Origin of the sequence: Shewanella sp. Arc9-LZ, assembly GCF_010092445.1 — a bacterium.
Taxonomy (GTDB): Bacteria; Pseudomonadota; Gammaproteobacteria; order Enterobacterales; family Shewanellaceae; genus Shewanella.
Map to the genome: position 1 here is coordinate 4129546 of NZ_CP048031.1, position 25702 is coordinate 4155247.

A 25702-nucleotide genomic window follows, 5' to 3' on the forward strand; every position below is an offset into this window, starting at 1 on the left:
TGTCTATCAAAACATAAACTAACGGGTCATTTTAACAGTTTAAATTAACATAATTAAGAACTAAGCATTTGAGCTTGAAAAAAGCAAAAACGGGTCTAATTAAAATAAAATCTGTTACACTTCAAATTTGACTTGAAAATGAAAAAATCACTACTATTAAGTAGTGCACAATATGTAGTAATCGACATGACATAATCGATATATTGTGAGCAATATGTAATCAACAATGAAATGTCGACATTGAACGACGCTATCATCTGTAAATTATTGTGCATATTCATTAAGCAAGTGAGTTAACACTGATTGCCGAGTTAAGATTAAATGATGATAAATCATTCACTTAACCAAGAGCATGACCAAATTATAAGTTAATCAACACCTCAAATTACCGAGGAATTGTCTAAAAAGGGCAGCAAATGAAATTCAAAATTGGTTCATTATACGCAGCATTAGCATTTGCTATTGCAGCACCAGCAGTACAAGCTGACGATTTACTTCAAATATATCAGCAAGCACTCACTAGCGACCCTATCGTTTTACAAGCCAAAGCACAACGTGATGCGTTATACGAGAGTATTCAAGAAAACCGTGCACCGTTATTACCAACCATCAGCGCAAACGTTGGTTATGCCAAAGCGTGGAACGATCCTTTAGCAGACACCGACGGTTTAACGGGTGGTGTTAGCTTAACTCAAGTTATATACGATCATAGTGCATGGGTTGGTTTAGATCTTGCTGAAATGGCAGCATCTCAAGCCGACTCAACTTATGCATCGTCATTACAATCGTTAATCACTCGCGTAACTAAAGCGTACTTTGACGTATTAACGGCTAAAGATAACTACGAGTTCCAAGGTGCAGAAAAAGCCGCCATTGAACGTCAGCTTGAACAAACTAAGCAACGTTTTGCAGTCGGCCTAACCGCAATTACTGATGTACATGAAGCTCAAGCACAATATGACTTAGCATCAGCATTAGAAATTTTGGCTCAAAATACCCTAGACAATAGCTACGAAACATTACGTGAAATTACTGGTATAGATCATAAATCAATTGATATTCTTGATACTAACCGTTTTTCAGCCGTTACACCTGCCCCAGCATCGTCTGCTGCTTGGTTAAAAATGGCCGAAACCAATAGTATCGATTTAATGACTCAACGTATCGCTAAAGATATCGCCAATGAAACCATTAAATTGTACAAAGCTGGCCATATGCCTTCATTGAACTTCAATGCTGGTTACAACAAAGGCGTTGATCAAACGCCTGGTCCAGATTATGACAACAGCAATGTTGGTATCACGTTAAGCATTCCAATTTTTGAAGGCTTTAAAGTCACCTCTCAAGTGAAGCAAGCGCAATTCCGATATGTGGAAGCTAGCGAGAAATTAGAGCAAACTCATCGTAGCGTTACCAAAAACGTGCGTAATAACTTTAACAACGTGAATGCGTCTATCAGTTCAATCAAAGCGTATGAGCAATCAGTTATTTCATCTGAAAGCGCGCTAAAAGCAACCCAAGCTGGTTTTGAAGTGGGTACGCGTACAATTGTTGATGTGCTAAACCGTACACGTGACTTATATGATTCAAAGCGTCAACTATCTGAAGCTCGTTATGGTTATATTAACTCTATATTAGCGCTTAAACAGGCTGCGGGTACGTTGAATGAAGATGATGTTATCTCGATTAACAGCGGACTTATTGCTCAATAAGCACTAAGCACTAAGCACTAAGCTTACACAAAAATAAGCTCCCACAAAAAAACCGCCAATTGGCGGTTTTTTTATAGGCATTACAATTATTTATATAATCGTTAAGCTCGATACCGAATTAGAAAACTAATTCAACACCAGCAAATGCACCACTAAAGTCAGTATTCTGAGAAACACCAGAGAAGTTGCTTACATCAAAATTGAACTCGCGGTAACCAACACGGATAGAAGTATCGACAGCTAATCCGTCAAACTGCCATCCTAAACCTGCACCATAGTCATATACATTAGATTCATCTACACCGATCATTACATCAGCAAAGCCAAACAAACCTAAACCAATCATGCCGACTTGTGCACTGGCGTATCCCATCACGATACCGCTATCGATATCCACCTCTTCTGGGTGACCTGCATCAGCAACACGTAATGAACCACTCATTAACTTGTATGCCGCACCTAAATCAACAGACACTAAGTCGTTATCAAGAATTTCGTAATACAATACAAAGTCAGTATTACTTAAGTCATTAGTCACTGAGGTTTCGCCAGTAAAATTGTGACCGTTAAAGTTAAAGTCGGCATTAGCAAGACTCGTGCTCGACTCAAGACGGTTTTCACGAATTTTAACATTAGGCACAAACGGCAATGGATGCTCAACAGCAATCCACACACTACCTTGTGAAGAATCATCATTAAAGCTGTGAGCAACACCACTATCATCATTAAATGCATTTGTGGTGTCTGCCTGCCAATAATCGGCGCCTACTTTAAAACCCAATACAGTTGCCGCATGAGCCGATGACACACTTAAAAGGCCCACTACAGCTGTGGCAAGAAGAGTCTTTTTCATCATTATCCTTGTGAGAGTAAATTAGTTAAATCAATTACCGCGGCATTTGCACGCGAAATATAATTAGCCATCACCAACGAGTGATTAGCCACTAAACCAAAACCATTTCCATTAAGAACCAAAGGGCTCCAAACTGTTTGCTGAGTTGCTTCAAGTTCACGAATAATTTGACGTAAACTGACCTCAGCGTTTTTCTTTTCTAACACATCGGCAAAATCAACTTCAATAGCCCGCATAAAATTCAATAATGCCCAGGCTGAACCACGGCTTTCATAAAATACATCATCAATTTTCCACCAGCTGGTTTTAATTTCATTACTCGATAAACCAGGTGTAGATTGACGCGCAGACTTATCACCTGCTAAATCAGTATTTAAGCGTTCTTGGCCCACACTGGCAGATAAGTGTTGCGACATACTGCCTAAGCGTTTCTGAACTTCTTTCAACCATTCATTGAGATTATCTGCACGAGCATAAAACTGAGCATTATTGTTATCAGCGTCATTGATTTTAGCACGGTAAAGTTTCAATAATTTGATCGCATCACGATACTCACCTTCAGCACTTGGCACTAACCAACTAGTATGACCAATGTTTAACTTCGAATGAGCGGCTAACAAATCAGTGTCCGCCGTCGACTGCGACTGCGAACGACTAAACTCTTTACGCATAGTCAGTGCTAAATCACGCACTTGCTCTAATGCACCAAATTCAAATGCAGGCATGTTATCCATCATTACCGACGGAGGCATAATATCATTAGATAGCCAACCACCTGGTTTATCCAGCAAGGTTTCCATGGTATCAATTAATGCAGTCGTTGTGGCATAACCCACAATTAACTTACCGTTATCAGTTTGCGACGAGACCGGCTTAATGGGATCTGGCTCAACGCTCCACCACACGCTAACAAAGTAAAGTACTAAACCCAGCACACCAACAACGGCTAAAATTTTATTCCTTGTTACTTGCATCAATATTGCTCCTTAATGATGGTGATGATGCTCGACATGTTCATCATGTTGAGCCGCGGTCTGTTTAAGCACTGTAAGCTCAATCATAAGATGCTGACCATCTTCAAAAATTAATTCTAAAGGCACTTTATCATCAATAACCAATGGCGCGGTTAACGACAACAACATCACATGGTCGCCAGTAGGTTGAAGTGTTAACGAACCGTGAGACGGTATAGTAAACCCTTCGACTTGACGCATTTTAACCATGCCATCTTCTTCTAAAATTGTATGTAACTGCGCTACTTTTGCCGCACTGGTCTTCACTTCAACTAACTTAACATCGCTGTTGTCATGATTTTCTAACGTAAAATAAGCGGCGGTATTAGGCACACTCGCAGGCATAGCTCTAACATGTCCATCGACCAGGACAACGTTAGCAGTGGCGGCGAATGATATTGATGATAACACTAAAAAGTTAAACAGATGTTTGAATATTGCTTTCAATGTCTTAAACTCCATGTAATCCCACTCGCGTTCACAACAGGAAGCTACGAATGAGTCATATTCAGGTAAGAGATGATCAAGGCGTGCGTATCATCAGTTTTAATCGTCCAGAAAAGCGCAATGCCTTTAATCTAGAAATGTATCAGCAATTCACAGAATACCTGATCCAAGGTGAAGCCGACAATGATATTCGTGCCTTTCTGTTCCATGGTACCGAAAACTGTTTTACCTCTGGCAATGATATCGTCGATTTTCTGCAAAGTGGTGCCTTAGATGACAATCATCCAACCGTTAAATTCTTGTTTTGTTTGTTAGATCTTAAAAAGCCTGTGGTTGCAGCGGTAACCGGAGCGGCTGTGGGAATAGGAACAACTCTACTATTGCATTGCGACTTAGTGTACGCCGACAATCAGGCTAAATTCCAAATGCCATTTGTCAATTTAGCGCTAGTACCAGAAGCAGCCTCAAGCATCTTGTTACCCTTAATTGTTGGCCAACAAAAAGCGGCTGAACTGATTTTACTGGGCGAAGCCTTTGATGCAGAGACGGCTGAAAAATTAACCATTATTAACCGCGTGGTTGCGCAAGACGAGCTCATTAGCTTCAGTCTAGCGCAAGCAAAAAAATTGGCAGCTCTGCCACCATTATCTATGCAAGCATCAAAACGGCTTTTACGTCATAACCAGGCAGAAGTTAAAGCTCAGATGAAATTAGAATTAGTTGAGTTTGCTGAACGCTTACAAAGTAACGAAGCAAAACAACGCTTCCAAGCTTTCTTAAAAAAATAACCACATACATCAATGCATAACCTATCTGCGGGGTAATTAAACTTCCCCCGCTTACTCATTACTGGGCAAGCCTTAAAATCGAGATGTTTTTTGACTCATCACCACTGCAATCACAAAGTACGCAAGTAAACTAATACTTGGATTGGTTAGCACTAATCCTACTGTCACAATACGAGTCCAAAGTAATGACCAGCCATATTGTTTTGCTAACTTCGCAGATACGCCACATACAATTCGAGTTTCATCTTGTAATCTATTGATTAAACGGTTCATATTATCCTCTCGTACTTAATAAGGTTTATTCTAAAAGCAATGAGTTAAGATTAAGCTTGGTCATTAATGCTTGGCCAAAACAGCCAGCTGACTAACATCGCACACAATGCAAAACTGATAACTGGCAATAACAATAACGACATTAATGGCAGCACCAAGCCTATATTCATCGCCCCATCCATTACTTATTCTCAGCAGCTACAGCGGTACTCACTTGTGGTTGTTCAAAGCTAGCAAACTCTAAAGCTGAATTAATTTCAAAAACTTGTTCAGCAATTTGAGTTTGCAACGACAGCATTAACTCTTGCTTCACATTTGAAATCATCTCTTGGCTCGCTTGCGTCATATTCTGTTCTAGCGCAGCGACTGTATTAGAGATTGAAATTTCATCTGCTTGTGCCGAAACACTGGCGGTAACCAATAATGCTGCAGCAATTGATAGTTGAACACTACGGCGAATCACGTTGGTTGAAGTTAATGTAGACATAATGGCATCCTTTCTTGTGTTGGTTAATGGCAACTAAACACCCGTCTAGTTGATTACACAATAGGTATTACAAGCTGCGTGCCAACTTTCAAAAACCACTCTAACCACTTAATTTGTAAACCAAATAAATTAATTATAGTTTATATAACTGAACTAAAGTCGTGAGCAAAAAACCAACAGGTAGTAAAATTAACCATATAGTTAGTGAAAATGACCAGTGATTTTTATTAAGCATCTTAGCAAGACTAAAACGTCGTCAGAAATAGCCCAATATTACCACCCACCGAAAAGCTACAGCGAAGTAAGTGCTTAGATGAGTGGCTGAAGTAGAGGTTAAATTAACGGCGAGATTAATAGTTGATGAATGTGATGGTTACGCTGACAGAGTTAATGATTGAGATAATGGATGAGTTAATAATTGAGAAAATGATTGCGTGAGTGACAGGTTTAGTAACTGGATTCGTGACAATAGTTACTGACAATAGTCAGTGACGGTCTAGTCTTTCTAGGTCTTATCATAGGTAATTGTCTTGGCCACTTTTGTCTAGCAGGCTTTATGGATTCTCGAGCTGATTTTACAAGCGAGTTAAAAATCAAAAAGCGCCTAATAAAAGACGCTTTTGATATGCTAACGGCTATTGTTAATATAACCGTCTGGGCGTTTATTTGACAACGTATTCTATTGAAATACCTCGCGATATAACTTCTCGATATAACCTATTAATATAAAGTGTTATATCAAAGTCGATTCGTCACTGGCCAATGCTTCGGCATCAACAAACTCAGCGGCTTTAAGCACTACCCCAATATCAGCATTAGGCTTATGAGCATTCTCACTTAAATGACGACGCCAGCCACGTGAACCCGGCAATCCTTGAAATAAACCAATCATATGACGAGTAATGTGGTTTAACCGACCGCCTTGGGCTAAATGAGCCTCAATATACGGCAACATTTGCTCAATCACTTGCTGACGAGTAATCACCACGGTATCGAGTCCACACAATTGCTGATCAACTTGCGCCAATATATAGGGGTTTTGATAAGCTTCACGCCCCACCATCACTCCATCTAGCTGGGTTAGATGCAGCTTAGATTCTTCAAGGGTTTTAATGCCACCGTTAATGCTGATGTTCAAGTGTGGATAATCACGCTTTAACTGGTAAACCCGATCATAATCTAGCGGCGGAATTTCACGGTTTTCTTTCGGGCTTAACCCTTGTAACCAGGCTTTACGCGCATGAATAGTAAATGCACTACAACCTTGAGCGCTCACGGTTTCAATAAAATCCGTTAAAAACTGATAACTGTCTTGCTCATCAATCCCAATACGGGTTTTTACCGTGATCGGCATATCGGTTACCTGCTTCATCGCATCAACACATTGCGCTACTAACGCAGGTTCAGCCATTAAACACGCACCAAAGCGGCCATTCTGCACTCTATCAGACGGACACCCTACATTGAGGTTCACTTCATCATAACCGCGCTCAGCAGCCAATTTGGCACACGCCGCTAAATCCACAGCGTTAGAGCCACCCAACTGTAACGCTACAGGATGCTCTTGCTCGTTATAAGCTAAATAGTCGCCCTTACCTTGTAATATAGCACCCGTGGTGATCATCTCGGTATACAACAAGGCTTTGCTCGACATAAGGCGTGCAAAGTAACGATAGTGGCGGTCAGTCCAATCCAGCATCGGCGCTATGGAAAAGGTGCGATCAAGCGTATCTGTTGGTATGACTAGCTTTGGTGTTGTATTCACTGAATTCTTTATACTCATAGTTTGCGGTATTGATGCACCTTTTTAGCTGCATTTTGGGTAATCGTTGTTGCACAAGGAGCCAGTAAAAAAGTCATAAATTAGGCTAAAACAACTGGGCTGCCCTAAGTAATGGCTAATTATATCATTAACCCATCATCGAGAAGCAAGTGTCTACTGATTTAGGGAAAGATCACGGTGCGATAGAGTGTATACGTTGGTATGGCTAGCTTTGACGTTGTATTCACTGAATTAACACCTCTCACGTTTTTGAGTTTTTCACACATTTTAAGACGTTTTTACACGTTTTTAGAGGCCAGGGGAACCATAATGCATTGGGCAAATGAAAGTGGGGAACCCAAATTATGGTGTCTTATAGCATTCATAAACGTGATAAAGCTGATAATACACGTCAGTAGCGTTACTTAATTCGCGTAAAGAGAGACTCGCTATTGGCAGCCACGGTTATTGATTAGTTTATTTGGTTTACAGTTGTTTTAATTCAGACCTAAGTGCAGATATTTGACGATCAATTGATTCGACTTCTGTACTGCCCTGTTGCATAACTGCGGTCATTTCTTGCGCTAGACTTTGCTGCCACTAAATTATTGTTAGCTCGCTTACCAGTGGTACGCAATTGATCGATTTTATCATCACGATCTTTGAACGCTTTTTTCCTTTCTTTTTCGAGGTTTCTAATGTCACGTTCAATTTTTTGTTTACGTAAGTATTGAGCGATTTCAGCTTTTTTATCACGCGCATTAACAGCACTATCCAGCTGCCTTGCATCTATGGTCTCGTTAGTTAGGCTTTCAGGGTAACCTCTCGATGGTGCAACCACGCTGCCTACATTACTTAAATCTAACAGTTCGCTTTGGTCGTCGCACGGGTCTGCTTGATACTTACCATCTGCACACTTATAGACTTCTGCAGAAGCTGAAGCTGACACCATTATTAAAATAACGATTAATGATTTTCCATCCATAGAACACCTCTTATTTAGTTATTTTTATTGTACAACGATATGATTTCTCATGAAATTAAAAAACAATCTAAAACAATAGCTTAAAGTTTAAATGTGCAGAGTAATCCAAGGTTTATCTTCTTACTACCTTTCACAACGGCACTTTTCACGACAGCATTTTTGCTTAACCGAATCGGGCTGCTCGCGCTAATGGGTACTTAATACGGCTTCAGCCGACCTATCGTTATTTGTATGTTCCGTTTGGCTTCTCGATACTATGCTCTGTTGGTTGCGGTGTTATTGTCATAATTTTAACACCTTCTGGTGATTCAAAACGGTGCCAAACATCTTGGGGGATAACCAACATTTGCCCCGTCGATAAAGGGTAACGTTGCTCTACGTTATCAACTAGAAGGACTAATGTCGTTTCTCCACCTAAAATCTGAACGAACTCATCACCTTTTGGGTGTTTCTCCCACTCACTAAAACCGGAATAATGAGCGATATATATTCCACCGTCTCTATATTCAGATAATAGCGCAAAAGCATTTTTTGCTTGTTCATTAGTGGTTTCTGGCGTTCTATGTTTCAGAAAATCAACTCGTGAAAATTGATCATTTATTGTGATTGCTACAGATTCCGACACTTGCTCGATCCTTGTGATACATGACGTTTAGTCATTGCGTTATTGATTTATCCTACATTTGCCATCTTATTGATGTAAAGCGATTAAATCATCTTAGCTTTTCAGGTAGCCAACACAGCGTTAAAAACATGAACTAGCTAATAGAAATTCCAAGCTGAATCATTACAATTACAGTCAGCGACTTAACATAATGAACTATCCAACATCGGTATAATGGAAAAGAAGCGCACGAACATAACTATTGCTGTGCTTATCCGTTGGTGAGCCTCGCTTTGATGTGGTATTAACCGAATTTATCATCATTGGATAATCAACGTTTGCAGTCTTCGCTGTCGCGTTAATTACTTTTAAGTGCATGGGTAATCAATATTAGCTCCAACTAGAAACCACCTTAGTCAGTAGCGCAATCAATTGATGCTCAGCTCAGCCCTTGTAGCGTTAGACCGACCATAGTAAATTAATGGCTCATTCTAGATTTTTGTTACATGAATTAACTGTATAAAAATATTTTTACCGTTAATGCCACTATCAATTTCCTTTTTGTGCTCTAAGCTTAAACCTGTATTTCACTTTGCTGATATAGTCAGTATTTGTGTTAGTCAGCTACTATAATGATAGGGCCGTGTAGCGTTACGCACTCTTTATGCCCTCTCTATATACTATGCCACCCTTTAAAATGTAGAAGGATTGCTTTGCCTATGAACGTTGAATTCATCAACCCATTTCTTGTGTCTTTAATCAATGTAATCTCTACCATGGCAACAATGGATCTTAAGCCTGGTAAACCTCAATTAAAAAACCATGACCTTGCAAAAGGTGACGTATCTGGCTTGATTGGTATGGTGGGTCCTAAAACTCGCGGTTCGCTGTCGATTACTTTTGAGCAATCACTTATCCTTGAAATTATGAATAAAATGCTTGGTGAAAAACCGGGGGTTATTAATGATGAAGTAACTGATTTAGTGGGTGAAATAACTAACATGGTGACTGGCGGTGCCAAAAACTTACTCAGCGAAAAAGGTTACGACTTTGATATGGCAACACCGGCTGTGGTGTCTGGTAAAAACCATACTATTTCTCATAAAGCGCGCGGTAAAAAAATCATGATGCCTTTTAGCCACGAATTCGGTAACGCTTTTATTGAAATTTGCTTTGAGGATTCTTAATCAAACATTAGAAGTTAACACCAAAGTGAAAAACTGAATCTAACGCTGGCACCCAATTCTTAAAAACAACAGAGCCTCAAAACTACAGACCTAAAACAACAGTATCTAAAACAACAATGCCCAACACGTTATCTACGTATTGGGCATTGTTTATATCAATCTCATGCTCAATCGAGCAGTTCAACCAACACTCGTGGCGTAAGCTTAGTGACTAATTCATAAGCAATGGTACCAATGTGTTCGGCCACTTCTTCTACTGCAAGCGCTTTACCCCACAGCTGAACACTATCGCCGACGTTATCTTGTGCATCGGCACCTAGGTCTACGGTTAACATGTCCATAGACACTCGACCAACTATCGGTACTCGGCGGCCGTTAATCCATACCGGTGTGCCTTCTGGGGCATTACGTGGGTAACCATCACCATAACCAATGGCAACAACCCCTAAGCGAGTGTCTTTTTTAGCGGTCCAAGTTGCACCGTAGCCGACACTATCGCCGGCTTTATGTTCGCGCACAGCTATCAGATTGGATACTAATTCCATCGCCGGAATTAATCGATGATTAACGCCCCTATCACCTACTACCGGAGATACACCATAAAGCGCAATGCCGGGTCTTATCCAGTCGGCTTGGCTTGTTGGCCAAAATAAGGTACCTGCAGAATTTGCTAAGGTGCGATCGCCTTCTAAGCCACTAATCAATTGCTCAAAGGCATTCATTTGCGTTTGAGTAAGGATATTATCGGGTTCGTCGGCGCAGGCAAAGTGAGTCATTAAATGAATCGGCTTAGCCACTTGCGGACAAGCCAGCAAACGCTGATAAATACTGTCGAACTGCTCAAGACTAAAGCCAATACGATGCATGCCAGTATCAATTTTTATCCATACGGTGACAGGCTTATCTAGCGTGATAGTTTCAAGCATTTGCAATTGCGATTCATGATGAACCACAGTATCGATATTATGACTAACTAGTGTGGGTAAATCTGACTGACGGAAAAAACCCTCTAATAATAAAAGCTTACCTTTTACGCCGCCTTCTCTGAGTTGCAATGCTTCTTCAAGCCTTGCCAAACCAAACCCATCTGCGCCGCCATGATACTTGCCGACACTTTCTACATAATTTAATAAGCCGACACTTTCAGCCACATTTAATAACCCATGGCCATAACCATTGGCTTTAACCACTGCCATAATTTTGCTATTGGGCGCAATAAGGCGCAATTGTGCCAAGTTACTTTGCAATGCGTAACGACTGATTTCTGCACGAGGAAAAGGTTTCAATAGGTTGCCTTAATTAACAATAAATAACATGGCGCGGCTTGCTGTCTGTTAAGAGGTTTAGGGCCATGAATGCAACCTCATTAACAGAGATAAACTAATATCATAAATAACGATACTAAAAACACAAATACAGTCTAATCAATGATTAATCTTCTTCAAATTGCGGCCCAGCATAGTTATCAAAGCGAGAGAATTGACCTTGGAATACCAGACGAATACGACCAATAGGTCCGTTACGTTGCTTACCGATAATGATTTCTGCGGTGCCTTTATCTTCAGAGCTGTCGTTATACACTTCGTCGCGATAGATGAACATAATTAAATCGGCATCCTGCTCAATCGCACCCGATTCACGTAAGTCAGAGTTAATTGGGCGTTTATCGGCTCGTTGCTCTAGCGAGCGGTTAAGCTGCGACAATGCAATAACAGGTACTTCTAATTCTTTGGCTAAGGCTTTTAATGAACGAGAGATCTCTGAAATTTCTAAGGTACGATTATCTTTTAACGACGGTACCTGCATTAATTGCAGGTAATCGATCATGATCATTGATAAACCGCCATGCTCACGCGCAATACGTCTGGCACGACTGCGCACTTCGGTTGGGGTTAATCCTGAGCCATCATCGATGTACATTTTACCTTGTTCAAGCATGATACCCATGGTTGAAGACACGCGCGCCCAATCTTCATCGTCTAATTGACCTGTACGAATTTTGGTTTGGTCTACACGGCCAAGCGAGGCTAACATACGCATCATAATCTGTTCTGACGGCATCTCGAGACTGAAAATAAGTACTGGCTTGTCTTCATTCATGGCGGCTTGTTCACACAAGTTCATCGCGAAGGTGGTTTTACCCATAGAAGGACGCGCGGCTACAATAATTAAGTCGCCAGACTGAAAACCTGCGGTCATTTTATCTAAATCATTAAAACCACTTGAAACACCTGTCACACCGTTATGGGGATTGTTATAAAGCTGCTCAATTCTATCGACGGTTTTTTCAAGAATGCTTTTAATGTTTTCCGGGCCTTCATTGGCATTGGTACGCATTTCTGCGATTTTAAAGACTTTGGTTTCAGCCAAGTCTAATAATGCACTTGAATCACGGCCTTCTGGGTTATAACCCGCATCGGCAATTTCGTGGGCAACGGCAATCATGTCACGTACTACGGCACGTTCACGCACAATGTCTGCGTAAGATAGAATATTACCGGCGCTGGGGGTATTTTTGGCAATTTCGCCTAAGTAAGCAAAGCCGCCAGCATCGTCTAATTGATCTTCAATTTCGAGCTGTTCGGATACGGTAATTAAATCCAGCGGTTGGCCCGATTCCATTAAACGTTGCATAGCCGTGAAAATCATTCGATGAGAACGAGAATAAAAATCTTCTGGCACAACCGCTTCAGAAACACGATCCCACGCTTCAGCATCTAGCATCAATCCACCTAAAACGGATTGTTCTGCTTCTATTGAATGAGGAGGCAATTTTAATGCATTAACTTCTACATCTCTTTGCCTGTTTCTTGCTTTAAAAGCACCTTGCTGTGACATTAACACTCCCAATTTCCAACGACTTTATAAAATATGGTATAACACCGTGGTCTAGCTTAATTTGCCGTCATTACCGATTAGAATAACAGCTCCGTCAAACGGAAATAAAATAATTATTTAAGGAAAATACATGCGTATAGCACTCGTTGCAGCACTTGTGCTGACATCTGGTTTTGCCTTTGCCGATGAAGGGCAGTGGCAACCGTATCAAATGCCATCCATTGCCGACAAACTCCTGCAACGTGGTATTGATATTCCCGCATCACAACTGGCAGATTTGGGACAGTACCCAATGAATGCTGTCGTCAGTTTGGGGTATTGTACCGCCAGTTTTGTATCCCCCCAAGGCCTAGTTGTCACAAACCATCATTGTGCTTATCGCGGCATACAATATAACAGCAAAAAAGAACATAATTACCTCGCAGATGGCTTTTTAGCAAACACCCAAGCGGAAGAACCTTCTGCTGGGCCAAACGAACGCTTATACATTACCGAGGAAGTTACCAACGTGACCGATAGCGTTATGGCTAACTTAAGCACCGAACCTTTGGTACGCTTTGAAGATATCCAAGCGAATAAAAAAGCATTAATTAAAATCTGCGAATCAGATGACAACTACCGTTGCTCAGTTAACAGTTTTCACCACGGCTTAGAATATTATCTGACGAAACAGTTAATCATTCGAGATGTACGCTTGGTGTATGCGCCACCTAAAAGTATTGGCGGCTTTGGCGGCGATATCGACAATTATGAATACCCTCGTCATTCTGGCGATTTTACCTTTTTACGCGCCTATGTGGGTAAAGACGGTAAGCCTGCAACGTTTAAGAAAGGCAATGTGCCATATCAGCCTAAAAGCTACTTAAAAGTGAACGCAGACGGTGTAAAAGCAGGCGATGGTATTTTTGTGGCCGGTTATCCAGGCTCTACCAGCCGTTACAACTTAACCAGTGAGTTACAGTTTGCTAGTGATTGGATATATCCAACCTACGCAAAACGCTACCAGTTGCAAATTGATACCATTACCTTAATGGGCGATGTAGATAAAGATATCGCGCTTAAATATGCCGGCACTATGGCCTCAATGGCTAACCGGATGAAAAAGCTTAATGGCTTATTAGATGGCTTTAACGCCACTGATATTGTTGGTATTAAACAGCAACGTGAGAATGACTTTCTCGCTTGGCTTAAAAAAGATCCTGGTGCTAACCAAAATCTCATCAGTGATCTTGAAGCACTACTTGCTGAAAAACATCAGCAAATGCAAACCAATTATTTCTTTAAAAATGCCCAATCAAGCGAAATGCTTCAGGCTGCTAGCAAACTGTACCGTTTAGCTAAAGAAAGGAAGAAACCCAATGACCAACGTGAGTCAGGGTTTCAGCTGCGTGATATGAAAATGTTTAAAGCAGCACTTAAACGTATCGATAGCAGCTTCGATCCCGTGGTCGATAAAATTTTATGGTTACAAGACTTACAAGCCTATGTAAGACAACCGTTAAAAACTGAAGTGTTTGATAACGCCTTAAGCAGCTCAGACAATTTTGAACAGCTAGAGTCTAAAGTGGAAGGTTTGTATGCATTAACAGAGCTCACCGACCAAGCTAAACGCCTAGCGTGGATGAGTAAAAGAGCTGAAGATTTTGAGATTAGCGATGACCCATTTATTCGTTTAGCGGTGGCCATTCATGACACCAATATGGCATTGGAAAAGAGCGAAAAGCTACTTGCAGGTAAATTGTCATCTGTTCGTCCTGAATACATGAAGGCGATTATTGATTATTACAAATCAAATAACTGGCCTGTATACCCTGATGCTAACCGCACATTACGTATTACCTACGGTATGGTTGATGGCTATCAATCTAAAGATGCATTATACAAGCAGCCATTTACTCGCTTAGCTGGCATCCTAGCCAAAAACACCGGTGAAGCACCGTATAATGCTCCCGCGAAACTGTTAGCGGCAATTAAAGCTGACGACTTAGGTAAACATCGCGTCACATCGGTATATAAGCAGCAAAGCAGTTGTCAATTTATGTCTTGTTTAGACAAGCCCGCCGATTTTAACTCTGTACCGGTTAACTTTTTATCAAGTGCTGACACTACTGGTGGTAACTCAGGCTCACCAGTGTTAAATGGTAAAGGTGAGTTAGTTGGTCTTAACTTCGACTCAACTTATGAAGCCATCACTAAAGACTGGTTCTTTAACCCAACGATTACCCGTGCCGTACATGTCGATATTCGCTACATTTTGTGGATGATGGACAAGGTCGATCACGCTGATAATTTGATAAAAGAGTTAACCTTAGTGACCAAGACTGAAGGAGAAGCAAAGGTAGCAACTGAAGTTACTGCCATAGCAACAACCGAAATATTGCCTGAAATTGCAACTGAAGCTGTAACAGTCGTCACATCCGAAGTGGCAACTGAGGCACCAGCCAAAGCGGTAACTAAAGTAGCGCCTGATGTTGCAATAGAAACTGCAACTGAAATACCTGCAGAAGCGGCAATTGAAGTTGCACCCGATGTTGCACCCGATGTTGCAATAAAAGCAGCGACTGAAGTTCCTACCAATGCAGTGGTTGCAGTAACACCAGAAGCAGCTGCCGAAGTTACAACTGAAATACCAGTCAAACCAGCAGTTGCAGTAACGCCTGAAGTAGCCCTCGAAGTTACAACCAAAGCATCTGCTAAAGCCGGAGTTGTAGTCGTACCAGAAGCCGCTGCAGAAGTTACAACCAAAGTACAAGCCGAAGCGGCAGTTGTAGTAGTACCAGAAGCCGCTGCAGAAGTTGCAACTAAAGTACAAGTCAAACCAGCAGTTGCAGTAGCCCCTGAAGCAGCTGCCGAAGTTGCAACCAAAGCATCTGCTAAAGCCGGAGTTGTAGTCGTACCAGAAGCCCCCGAAGTTACAACCAAAGTACAAGCCAAAACGGCAGTTGTAGTAGCCCCTGAAGCCGCTGCCGAAGTTGCAACCAAAGCACCGGCCAAAGCGACTGTTGTAGTAGCGCCTGAAGCAGCGGCTAAAAAAGAACCAAACTAGCCCTGGTAAACAATATTCCAGTGACCATCAAATAGAGGTTCACTGGAATATTCTCTGGCATTGAAAGATCCTAAACAGCTGGCCATGCGGCCTAAACAGATGGTGTTAACAAGGCTAGTGATTAAATCGCAGACATAAAAAAACACCGCCCGGAGGCGGTGTTTTTTATGGAGCTAAACAGTAATTAAGCTTCTGCTACAATAGCAATCTTAACTACAGCTTTAACTTCAGCGTGTACTTGAACTTCAATTTCGAAGCTACCAGTAGTGCGTAAAGCACCTAAAGGTAAACGAACTTCAGATTTAGCAAGTGCTACGCCAGCTGCAGTAACTGCATCAGCGATATCACGGTTGCCAATTGATCCGAATAATTTACCTTCATCACCTGCTTTAGAAGCAATAACAACAGCTTCTAATGCAGTTAATTTATCAGCACGAGCTGTCGCAGTAGCTAATTCAGCAGCTAATTTAGCTTCTAATTCAGCACGACGAGCTTCAAATACTTCAGTGTTTGCTGTGTTTGCTACAACGGCTTTACCATAAGGTAAAAGGAAGTTACGAGCATAACCAGCTTTAACAGAAACTTGGTCGCCTAAGCTACCTAAGTTTGCAACTTTATCTAGCAAAATAACGTTCATTATCAAATCCTCAATATTCTGTTAGGAATAATTAATACTGCAATATTACTGATGTAAATCAGTATATGGCAGTAGAGAAAGATAACGAGCACGCTTGATAGCGCGAGCTAGTTGGCGTTGATATCTAGCACTGGTACCAGTGATACGGCTAGGAACAATCTTGCCGCTTTCAGTGATGTAGTTCTTTAAAGTAACGATATCTTTGTAATCAATCTCGACAACACCTTCAGCGGTGAAGCGACAGAACTTGCGACGACGGAAATAACGTGCCATTTTGACAGTCTCCTAAGTTTTCAATTCGACATTTTCAGCATGCAAGACTAAACGGTTTTGTCCATTTCGCCCTTGTTGTAGTGAAAGAAACCCTTCAACATCAACTTGCACACCTGCTTGTAATTTATTTGCTACGCTATCAAAGCGCGGACCACTTAATACCACTTGAATCAAACAGTAGACGTTTCTCAACATTTCTACTTCTTGTCTTTGTGATTTATGCTCTACCGTTATGACCACATGGGCTATACCGCTAGGGCTATCTAATCGTCTTGAACGAGTTATCGTTCCAGACAACATTAAGTGATTATTCACAAAAAATTATTCAGCGTTTTCTTCAGCGCTTTCTTCTACATTACGGTCATCAGAAGGTGAACGACGTGAATCACGTTCGTCTCTTGCTTTTGCCATAGGAGAAGCTTCAGTAACTGCAGCTTTAGTGCGCATTACCATGTTACGCAGAACAGCGTCGTTGAAACGGAAAGCTGTTTCTAGTTCTTCGATAGACTCTGCAGATGCTTCTACGTTCAAAAGAACATAGTGAGCTTTATGTAGGTCTTGGATCGGGTAAGCCAATTGACGACGGCCCCAATCTTCTAAACGGTGGACTGTACCATTAGCAGCGGTGATAACACCGGTGTAACGCTCAATCATACCAGGGACTTGTTCACTTTGATCTGGGTGAACCATAAATACGATTTCATAATGACGCATTTATTGCTCCTTACGGTTAAGTAGCCTCTTTTCTGGCTCAGTCAGACCAATGTGGAGGCAAGGAACGAATTAAAGTGACTGATTTGAGCGCGCGATGATACATAAAGTGCGCTATAAACTCAAGCACTAACTCACTCTTTTCAGCAATCTTGAATACAGGTATGATGGCGACAGTCCAAAATACCGCGTTTACGCCGTCAAGAATAAAACAGTCTAATGATAACCATGAAAAACATAGTCACAACATGCTGCCTCTTTTTATTGTCTGCTCCGGCATGGGCGTTAGTACCACCAGATTATCAAGAACCGCCTAGTAATTTTAATGCTGAAGTTGAAGCTGGTTTACAGCTAAACAGTGGTAACAACGAAACTAAAAACTTTAACGGCCGTACTTATTTAACTTACGACTCGCCGAGCACCAAACAAGAAGCGACATTAAAGGCTTATTATGCCTCTGATGGAAATGAGTCTACTGCGGAAAAGTACGAATTGTTTTTACAGTCTAACTATAAATTAGAGCGTGGTTATGTATTTGGTCGTGGCGAATTTACCTGGAACGAGTTTGGTTCTTATACCCGTATTTCTACTATTTCTACTGGTTACGGTTTTGACTTAATTAAAAACTATAAAACCAAATTGAGCCTTGAAGCCGGCCCTGGTTATCGTTACGACCAACCGCAAGCCAGTATTGCTGAACCAAACCCTGATGAAAATCGTGATGTAATATTACGTTCAGCGGCTAAATATACGGTAAAATTGCAAGAATATACTAGCTTCAACGCCGACGTAACAGCCGAAACAGGTTTAGACAACAACACGTTAACCCTTGATATGAGTTATAAAAATACATTTATTCAAGATTGGGCATTTAAAATCGGTATGAACATCAAGTACACTGAAGTGGTGCCTGATGAAAGTAAAAACACCGATACAGTCACCACATTCAACTTGTTGTACACGTTTCAATAATTATTGATCGTAAATGAAGCGTAACAAGACAATCAATCAGTAGGGCTAACGTAGCCTTACTGAACCAATAAAGGCGCAGTTATGGACAGCCCGCTTCGCAGTTTTGCATCCTTATATAGCACCACTTTTTTAATGGTACTTGCTGCAGGTCTACTGACAACCTACCTGGGCTTAAGCCTGACCACCATGCAAGTGCCACAAATATGGATTGGTGGTATGATGTCTGCCTACTATATTGGTCTTGTATGCGGTTCCAAAGTTGGCCATAAACTTATCGCTCAAGTTGGCCATATTCGTGCTTTTGTTGCCTGTGCTGGAATCGTCACCGCATCAGCACTGGGTCATGCCCTCATCGACAACTTAACCATATGGTTAGTATTGCGCCTTGCCGTTGGTATGGGAATGATGTGCCAATATATGGTGTTAGAAAGCTGGCTCAATGAACAGGCCGAAAATAATCAACGCGGCACCGTATTTGCCAGTTACATGATTGTATCTTATTTAGGGTTAATGGCTGGCCAGGGAGCCATTAGCTTATATCCTGATTTGGGCATAGAACCACTGCTGTTAATCGCCATATGTTTTGCATTATGCATTGTGCCTATTTCAATCACTCGAAGAATTCACCCAGAACCGTTAACGCCGGCACCATTACAAATGGGTCTGTATTGGAAACGTGCCCCTCAAGCCTTAACGACAATAGCGTTAGGAAGCATGATTGTAGGTTGTTTTTATGGTTTAGCGCCATCTTATGCGACTGCCAAAGGTATTGATCCTGAACATGTTGCACTCTACATGTCTTGTACCATTTTTGCCGGGTTGTTAGCCCAATGGCCAATGGGTAAATTATCTGACATTATTTCTCGTAGCTTATTAATTCGCATTAACTGTACGTTATTGGGGGTTATCGTATTAATTATTACGGTCGTTCCATTCCATTCAGTGTATTCATTAATATTAACCGGTTTATTTGGTATTTTAGCGTTCACCTTATACCCATTAGCAACTGCCTTAGCAAACTCACGCGTAGACCAACACGAACGAGTTGGACTGTCTGCCACTATACTAGTGACCTTCGGTATCGGAGCAAGTATTGGCCCCTTAGTTGCTTCTGGTTTAATGCAGGTCTTAGGTGACCAAATGCTGTATGGGTTTATGGCAATCTGTTCGTTTACTTTATTAGTAAGACTACTGTGGATTAATTTACGCCAAAAAGCCGAACAGACTGCCACTGGAGATTACATAATGGCAGGTGGTGATTTAGTCAGCTCGCCGTTGGCAGCATCATTCGATCCACGTGTGGATATAGAAATGGTCAACGAGCAAATGATCAATCCTGCCGAGGATGCATTTGATAGCGTGCCAGATTCAACCGACGATGAGCTTGAGGATGCCGATGAGCAAGCCGGTTATAATACTGCTTATGCTAGCGTAGTAAACGATGATAGTTTGGGGCATGAGGAATTGGATGACGAAGATGTCGATAATGAGATCGGTAGACGTTAATTGATGTCATAAATTGCATATATAAAGTGTATTTATTTAAAGTGCACTTGTTTAAACTGAGCGCATTAGCCGTTTTGAATTAATAAAAACGTTAAAGCAGTATGTAAAACACTCAATATCCTGAGCTCGAGATAATAAAAAACGGCGATTAATATCGCCGTTTTTTGATCGCATTCTTTGCTATTTTCGCTAGCAACAACGCTAATGGATAGGTGATTAACCTAAACGCTGTCTAACCGCTTCAAATAAGCAAACACCAGTGGCAACAGACACGTTGAGACTCGACACGCTTCCAGACATTGGAATTGATACAAGTGAATCACAACCTTCGCGTGATAAACGACGTAAACCTTTATCTTCCGCGCCCATAGCAATCGCTAGCGGCCCTTTGAGGTCAGCTTGGTATACATTACCTTCGGCTTCGCCTGCAGTACCTACAATCCAAACACCTTTATCTTGCAAGTGACGCATAGTACGAGCAAGGTTAGTCACTTGAAATAACGGTATGGTTTCTGCTGCGCCACAAGCAACTTTGCTTACGGTTGAGGTTAACCCTACTGAGTTATCTTTTGGTACGATAACCGCATGTACCCCAGCAGCATCAGCATTACGTAAACATGCGCCAAGGTTATGTGGATCAGTTACACCGTCTAAAATTAATAAGAAAGGCACTGCAGTTTTATCAAGTAACTCATCTAAATCTTTTTCAGTCAACGGCTTAACAGCCTTAACGCGAGCCACAATACCTTGGTGTTGTGAGCTACCCGCTTTATCATCTAACACTTTACGTGCTGCACGTTGTAGTGTTGTACCAAAGGTTGACGCTAGATCAATTAACGGGGTTAAGCGTTCGTCATCACGGCCTTGTAGTAGCCAAAGTTCAATGACACGTTCAGGGCTGTTATCTAACAAAGCTTGAACGGCGTGAATGCCAAAAATGGTATCTTGTTTTTTCATTTAATTACTTTCTCTTGCTGCGCTTGGCAGGGTTTTTCTTAACGCTAGAATCTGGTTTTGCTGCATCCGTTTTTTGTGCAACTGCAGAAGATTTTTTCACCGCCGCTGGTTTTGCTGCTGGAGATGAAGCTTTTCCGCTTGAACGACGCTTGCTGGCTTTAGGCTTATCAGACTTTGGTTTGTCAGACTTTGATTTATCAGACTTAGGCTTATCTGATTTAGGTTTATCAGACTTTGCAGATGACTTACCTCGTGCTGACTTAGCGCCTTCAGCATTCACTCGTTGGCGCGCTGTTGTTGGCTTACTGCCTTTACGCGCTGTTTTACCCGCACCTTTAGTGTTGTCACCCACCATCAATAAATCAATTTGACGATCATCAAGATTCACCGCCGCAACTTTAACCGTCACAGGATCGCCTACTTGATATACTTGGCGAGAATTTTCACCAATTAACCGTTGGCGCATTGGATCAAATTGATAATAGTCACTGGCAAGACTTGAAATATGTACCAGCCCATCAATAAATAATTCGTTTAATCTGACAAATAACCCAAAGCTAGTGACTGAGGCAATAACCGCATCGAAAGTGTCGCCGACGTGATCTTGCATATATTCACATTTAAGCCAATCACTCACATCACGAGTTGCTTCATCTGCACGACGCTCAGTGGTGGAACATTCTTCACCTAATGCATCTAACTCTTCAATCTGGTAGAGATAACCACCATCTTGAGTCCATTTATCGTTAACATTGTCCTGCTCTTTTGCGAGTAAATATTTAATCACTCGATGCAAAACTAAGTCAGGATAACGACGAATTGGCGACGTAAAATGCGAATAAGCTTCTAATGCCAAACCAAAGTGACCTTCGTTGTCTGGGCTGTAAACGGCCTGGCGCATTGAGCGCAATAACATCACCTGAATTAACTCAAAGTCAGGACGGTCAGCAATTTTTAACATCAGATTTTGATAGTCAGTCGGGGTCGGCTCTAATCCGCCATCCATGCTTAAACCACGCTCAGCAAGAAACTCTTTAAAATTAGCCAGTTTTTGCTCTGATGGTGCTTCGTGAACACGATATAGCACTTCACCTTTGTGCTTTTTAACAAATTTCGCCGACGCCACGTTGGCTAAAATCATACATTCTTCAATGATTTTATGCGCTTGATTGCGACCTCTAGGGACAATTTTATCAATTTTACGTTGTTCATTAAAAATGAATTGCGTTTCTAGCGTTTCAAAAGCAATCGCCCCACGCTCTGCACGGCGCTCATCTAAGATCAGATATAACGACTGCAAACACAATAAATGCGGGAATAATGCTTCATGCTCAGGGGCAATTGCACCACCTTCTAGCATGTCGGCAACTTTGGTGTAGGTAAAACGTGCATGAGAGTGCATTACCGCGGGATAAAACTTAGTACCCGATAACTTACCCGCTGCAGAAATGGTCATTTCAGCAACCATACATAAACGGTCGACTTTTGGCTTTAATGAACACAAGCCATTAGATATTTTCTCAGGCAACATTGGGATAACTTGCGATGGGAAATATACCGAGTTACCACGTGAGCGCGCTTCAGTATCTAATGCTGAATCAGTGCGTACATAATGACTCACATCAGCAATTGCTACCCATAAACGCCAGCCACCACTTGGTTTTGCTTCAGCATACACCGCGTCATCAAAATCACGGGCATCTTCGCCATCAATAGTGACTAACGGTAAATGACGTAAATCGACGCGACCTAATTTATCTTCTTCGGTGACTTCGTCAGGAATACGTTTGAGTTTTTTCTCAATAATCGCTGACCAAGTATGTGGTAAATCATAATTACGTAACGCAATTTCAATTTCCATACCCGGTGCCATTGTCTTACCCAAGACTTCGGTCACTTTCGCTGCCGCTTTAACAAAACGACCAGGGCGACGGGTTAACTCAACCACGACAACATCACCGGCGCGCGCGCCTAGTGTATCTTCGCTGGCAATTAATATTTCTTGGGTGATGCGTCTGTCATCAGCAATAACAAAACCCATGCCGCCGTCGACGTGATAACGGCCAACTAATGCAGCTGTTCGCTCATGAACTAAGCGCACAATTCGTGCTTCGCGACGACCACGACGATCAGTACCTGCTTTTTGAGCAAGCACTTTATCGCCATGGAAATACATCAGCATATCGCGATTATTAATAAATAAATCGTCACCGCCTTCATCTGGCTTAAAAAAGCCGAATCCATCGCGATGGCCTAAAACGGTACCAGACAATAAATCCATCCGTTCAGGTAAGCCATAGCTTTGTCCGCGGGTAAAGACTAGCTGGCCATCACGCTCCATTGCACGTAAACGACGGCGGAGGGCTTCTAATGGCACTTCATCTGTAATGGATAATGCTTCAGCTATTTTATCGCGGGAAACAGGAGACTTTTGGGCGCGCAAGTATTCTAAAATATACTCACGGCTAGGAATAGGATTGTCGTACTTGTCTTGTTCTCTCTCAAAATGAGGATCGTTGATCATTCAATTTCCAAATAATTCGCTCCATATTTTGGAGCCTTTAACGTGTGTACAGCTGAGGCTGCTGTGCCCTGGCCACAATACTGGCGGGCATTTTTGCAGCGAGCATCTGCAGTAAAGACGAGGCCTTTTTCTGTTGGGCGTCGTCATCAAATATACTGTTATATAACCAATGATAGCCAAGTTCATAATCGGCAGGACTTCCGTAGCCTTCACCAAATAAATGAACCAGTGTCATTCTTGCGGTTAAATCCCCATTAGCTGCCGCAGGCAATACATATTGCACTGCACGATTGGGATCTTTAACCACTAGTTTACCGCGATAATAATAATCTGCCAATTTTACCATCGCTTCAGCGCTACCCTGCTCAGCAGAGGTTTGCAGCAGCGCCATGCCGCGAGAAGGATGAGCCTTGACACAAACACCGTTATTAAGCATTTCAGCCCATAAAAATTGGTACATGGGTTGCTGTAATACTTCAGCACGGGCTTCAATGTCTTGAACCAGCTGACAGTCGTCTGCTTTTACGCGTTGTAAATATTGATTTGAGCGGATGAGCGAAATCAATTGTTGATCGCTATAGATATCGACGGCTTCTGTCACCGCAAATACATTGATCGAAACCACACTCAACAACAATAAACAGATACGCAACATAAGGATTCTCAATGGCACTTTCATGACTTATCCATCGGCAGTATAGCGTATTTCTTGAATAGAAACTGTTACAACCGTTAATAGCATCCATTAAAAAGGCCGCTTATCGCGGCCTTTTTGGTTTACTTGAACGGACTCACCAAAATCATGGTTTCATTTCTGTCCGGCCCCGTAGAGATAATATCAATAGGCGTTTCTAATAACTCTTCGATACGCTTGATATAATTTATTGCCGCTGGAGGCAATTGCTCGATTGTTGTGGCACCAAAAGTGGTTTCACTCCAACCAGGCATGGTTTCGTATATTGGGGTAACTAAATCATAACCTTCTGCAGCCAAAGGCGTAACCTTTGAAACTGTTCCATCAGCATATTGATAGCCAACACAAATTTTAACTTCTTTTAGGCCGTCTAAAACGTCTAATTTAGTTAAACAAAAACCACTAACACTGTTGATTTGAACTGCGCGGCGCATTGCCACAGCATCTAACCAACCTGGACGACGCTTACGACCAGTTGTTGCACCAAACTCTTGGCCTTTCTCACCAATATAATCACCAATTTCATTGGCTAATTCTGTTGGGAAAGGACCAGCACCGACACGAGTCGTATAAGCTTTCATGATGCCTAAAACATAGTCTAAATGACGAGGACCAAAACCTGAACCGGTCGCAACACCACCAGCTGTAGTGTTTGATGAAGTCACAAATGGATAAGTACCGTGGTCGATATCCAATAATGTGCCTTGAGCGCCTTCAAAAAGAATTGGCTCACCCGCTTTACGCGCAACATCAAGCATTTCGCTAACATCAGTACACATGCTTTTTAGATAATCAGCAATCGCTAATGCATCATCAAGTGTTTGCTGGTAATCAACGGCTTCAACTTTGTAGTACTCAGTTAGCATGAAGTTATGATATTTCATCACTTCTTGTAACTTAGTCGCAAAAAGTTCTGCATTAAACAAATCACCGATGCGTAAACCGCGACGAGAAACTTTGTCTTCATATGCAGGACCAATACCACGACCCGTCGTACCAATGGCTTTATTACCGCGAGCTTTCTCGCGAGCAACATCCAATGCACAATGGAATGGAAGGATAAGCGGACATGCTTCAGAAATTAATAAACGCTCTTCGACAGGTACGCCGCGTCCTTTTAGCATGTTGATTTCTTTCATCAACGCATCAGGAGCAACAACCACACCATTACCGATAATACATTTTACGTTATCACGTAAAATGCCTGACGGAATAAGATGAAGAACGGTTTTTTCACCATCAATTACCAAAGTATGACCGGCATTATGACCGCCTTGGTAACGAACTACGTATTTTGCCTGTTCTGTTAAAAGGTCGACAATCTTACCTTTGCCTTCGTCACCCCATTGAGTGCCGAGTACGACTACATTTTTGCCCATTATTAGCTGCAACGTCTTGTGGTATAAAATAGAATTTTAACAGATTTTAGGGGG

23 protein-coding genes and 1 pseudogene are annotated in these 25702 nt (G+C 41.8%); 6 read left to right on the forward strand and 18 right to left on the reverse strand.

Annotation, left to right across the window (positions count from 1 at the left end; all coding sequences use genetic code 11):
* Positions 1-416 precede the first annotated feature (416 nt).
* Positions 417-1712, forward strand: a complete 1296-nt coding sequence (gene tolC, locus GUY17_RS17725; protein ID WP_162023878.1) for an outer membrane channel protein TolC — start codon at positions 417-419, stop codon at positions 1710-1712.
* A gap of 118 nt (positions 1713-1830) precedes the next feature.
* Here tolC and GUY17_RS17730 read toward each other — a convergent pair whose 3' ends face one another.
* The 3 genes from GUY17_RS17730 to GUY17_RS17740 are packed head-to-tail and all read right to left on the reverse strand — an operon-like array spanning position 1831 to position 4040.
* Complete coding sequence (locus GUY17_RS17730; protein ID WP_101085217.1) at positions 1831-2565, reverse strand: TIGR04219 family outer membrane beta-barrel protein; 735 nt, start codon at positions 2563-2565, stop codon at positions 1831-1833.
* A gap of 2 nt (positions 2566-2567) precedes the next feature.
* Positions 2568-3539 (reverse strand): DUF2333 family protein, encoded by a 972-nt coding sequence (locus GUY17_RS17735; RefSeq protein WP_101085216.1) that lies wholly within the window; start codon positions 3537-3539, stop codon positions 2568-2570.
* A gap of 12 nt (positions 3540-3551) precedes the next feature.
* Positions 3552-4040 carry a copper chaperone PCu(A)C gene (locus GUY17_RS17740; RefSeq protein WP_162023879.1) on the reverse strand — a complete coding sequence of 163 codons (489 nt, stop codon included), beginning with the start codon at positions 4038-4040 and terminating at the stop codon, positions 3552-3554.
* A gap of 35 nt (positions 4041-4075) precedes the next feature.
* Between GUY17_RS17740 and GUY17_RS17745 the strand changes: the two genes are divergently transcribed.
* The gene (locus tag GUY17_RS17745) at positions 4076-4813 is read left to right on the forward strand and encodes an enoyl-CoA hydratase-related protein (RefSeq protein WP_101085214.1); all 738 of its coding nucleotides are present in this window, start codon (positions 4076-4078) and stop codon (positions 4811-4813) included.
* 72 nt (positions 4814-4885) lie between these two features.
* On the opposite strand, the gene GUY17_RS17750 is transcribed toward GUY17_RS17745, so the two are convergent.
* The 5 genes from GUY17_RS17750 to GUY17_RS17770 all read right to left on the reverse strand — a co-directional run bounded on the left by GUY17_RS17750 (position 4886) and on the right by GUY17_RS17770 (position 8945).
* Positions 4886-5086 carry a PspC domain-containing protein gene (locus GUY17_RS17750; RefSeq protein ID WP_011638776.1) on the reverse strand — a complete coding sequence of 67 codons (201 nt, stop codon included), beginning with the start codon at positions 5084-5086 and terminating at the stop codon, positions 4886-4888.
* 181 nt (positions 5087-5267) lie between these two features.
* Positions 5268-5573: a hypothetical protein gene (locus GUY17_RS17755; protein WP_059744650.1), complete on the reverse strand. Its 306-nt coding sequence runs from the start codon at positions 5571-5573 to the stop codon at positions 5268-5270.
* A gap of 733 nt (positions 5574-6306) precedes the next feature.
* Positions 6307-7356 carry a tRNA dihydrouridine(20/20a) synthase DusA gene (gene dusA / locus GUY17_RS17760; RefSeq protein WP_162023880.1) on the reverse strand — a complete coding sequence of 350 codons (1050 nt, stop codon included), beginning with the start codon at positions 7354-7356 and terminating at the stop codon, positions 6307-6309.
* Positions 7357-7864: 508 nt separating this feature from the next.
* Complete coding sequence (locus GUY17_RS17765; protein ID WP_368039259.1) at positions 7865-8320, reverse strand: hypothetical protein; 456 nt, start codon at positions 8318-8320, stop codon at positions 7865-7867.
* A 223-nt stretch (positions 8321-8543) separates the two neighbouring features.
* Positions 8544-8945, reverse strand: coding sequence for a cupin domain-containing protein (locus GUY17_RS17770; RefSeq protein WP_162023881.1), 402 nt, complete (start codon positions 8943-8945; stop codon positions 8544-8546).
* A 698-nt stretch (positions 8946-9643) separates the two neighbouring features.
* Here GUY17_RS17770 and GUY17_RS17775 point away from each other — a divergent pair.
* On the forward strand, positions 9644-10111 hold the full coding sequence (locus tag GUY17_RS17775; protein WP_101085209.1) for a chemotaxis protein CheX: 468 nt from the start codon (positions 9644-9646) through the stop codon (positions 10109-10111).
* Positions 10112-10278: 167 nt separating this feature from the next.
* On the opposite strand, the gene alr is transcribed toward GUY17_RS17775, so the two are convergent.
* Both alr and dnaB read right to left on the reverse strand, forming a co-directional pair.
* Positions 10279-11397, reverse strand: a complete 1119-nt coding sequence (gene alr, locus GUY17_RS17780) for an alanine racemase (RefSeq protein ID WP_101085207.1) — start codon at positions 11395-11397, stop codon at positions 10279-10281.
* A 145-nt stretch (positions 11398-11542) separates the two neighbouring features.
* Positions 11543-12949 (reverse strand): replicative DNA helicase, encoded by a 1407-nt coding sequence (dnaB, locus tag GUY17_RS17785; protein ID WP_101085206.1) that lies wholly within the window; start codon positions 12947-12949, stop codon positions 11543-11545.
* A gap of 130 nt (positions 12950-13079) precedes the next feature.
* Between dnaB and GUY17_RS17790 the strand changes: the two are divergent.
* Positions 13080-15263, forward strand: a pseudogene (locus tag GUY17_RS17790) (S46 family peptidase); the annotation flags it as partial.
* A gap of 916 nt (positions 15264-16179) precedes the next feature.
* On the opposite strand, the gene rplI reads toward GUY17_RS17790, so the two are convergent.
* From rplI to rpsF, 4 genes are read right to left on the reverse strand one after another with little or no spacing between them, the layout of a single operon-like run.
* A complete protein-coding gene (rplI, locus tag GUY17_RS17795; RefSeq protein ID WP_162023883.1) occupies positions 16180-16632 on the reverse strand; it encodes a 50S ribosomal protein L9 in 453 nt (150 codons plus the stop codon).
* A 45-nt stretch (positions 16633-16677) separates the two neighbouring features.
* Positions 16678-16905, reverse strand: coding sequence for a 30S ribosomal protein S18 (gene rpsR / locus GUY17_RS17800; protein ID WP_101085203.1), 228 nt, complete (start codon positions 16903-16905; stop codon positions 16678-16680).
* 12 nt (positions 16906-16917) lie between these two features.
* Positions 16918-17205, reverse strand: coding sequence for a primosomal replication protein N (priB, locus tag GUY17_RS17805; protein WP_011638788.1), 288 nt, complete (start codon positions 17203-17205; stop codon positions 16918-16920).
* A gap of 21 nt (positions 17206-17226) precedes the next feature.
* Positions 17227-17619 (reverse strand): 30S ribosomal protein S6, encoded by a 393-nt coding sequence (rpsF, locus tag GUY17_RS17810; RefSeq protein ID WP_011638789.1) that lies wholly within the window; start codon positions 17617-17619, stop codon positions 17227-17229.
* A gap of 216 nt (positions 17620-17835) precedes the next feature.
* Here rpsF and GUY17_RS17815 point away from each other — a divergent pair, with 216 nt between their 5' ends.
* The gene (locus GUY17_RS17815; protein WP_174839655.1) at positions 17836-18588 is read left to right on the forward strand and encodes a DUF481 domain-containing protein; all 753 of its coding nucleotides are present in this window, start codon (positions 17836-17838) and stop codon (positions 18586-18588) included.
* Positions 18589-18669: 81 nt separating this feature from the next.
* Positions 18670-20094: an MFS transporter gene (locus GUY17_RS17820; protein ID WP_162023885.1), complete on the forward strand. Its 1425-nt coding sequence runs from the start codon at positions 18670-18672 to the stop codon at positions 20092-20094.
* A 216-nt stretch (positions 20095-20310) separates the two neighbouring features.
* Here GUY17_RS17820 and rlmB read toward each other — a convergent pair whose 3' ends face one another.
* From rlmB to GUY17_RS17840, 4 genes are all read right to left on the reverse strand, one after another.
* On the reverse strand, positions 20311-21051 hold the full coding sequence (gene rlmB, locus GUY17_RS17825) for a 23S rRNA (guanosine(2251)-2'-O)-methyltransferase RlmB (RefSeq protein WP_162023886.1): 741 nt from the start codon (positions 21049-21051) through the stop codon (positions 20311-20313).
* A 4-nt stretch (positions 21052-21055) separates the two neighbouring features.
* Entirely contained in the window at positions 21056-23575 is a 2520-nt protein-coding gene (rnr, locus tag GUY17_RS17830; protein WP_162023887.1) for a ribonuclease R, read from the reverse strand.
* A gap of 37 nt (positions 23576-23612) precedes the next feature.
* Positions 23613-24254 (reverse strand): tetratricopeptide repeat protein, encoded by a 642-nt coding sequence (locus tag GUY17_RS17835; protein WP_101085198.1) that lies wholly within the window; start codon positions 24252-24254, stop codon positions 23613-23615.
* Between the two features lie 98 nt (positions 24255-24352).
* Positions 24353-25648, reverse strand: coding sequence for an adenylosuccinate synthase (locus GUY17_RS17840; RefSeq protein ID WP_101085197.1), 1296 nt, complete (start codon positions 25646-25648; stop codon positions 24353-24355).
* Between the last annotated feature and the right edge of the window lie 54 nt (positions 25649-25702).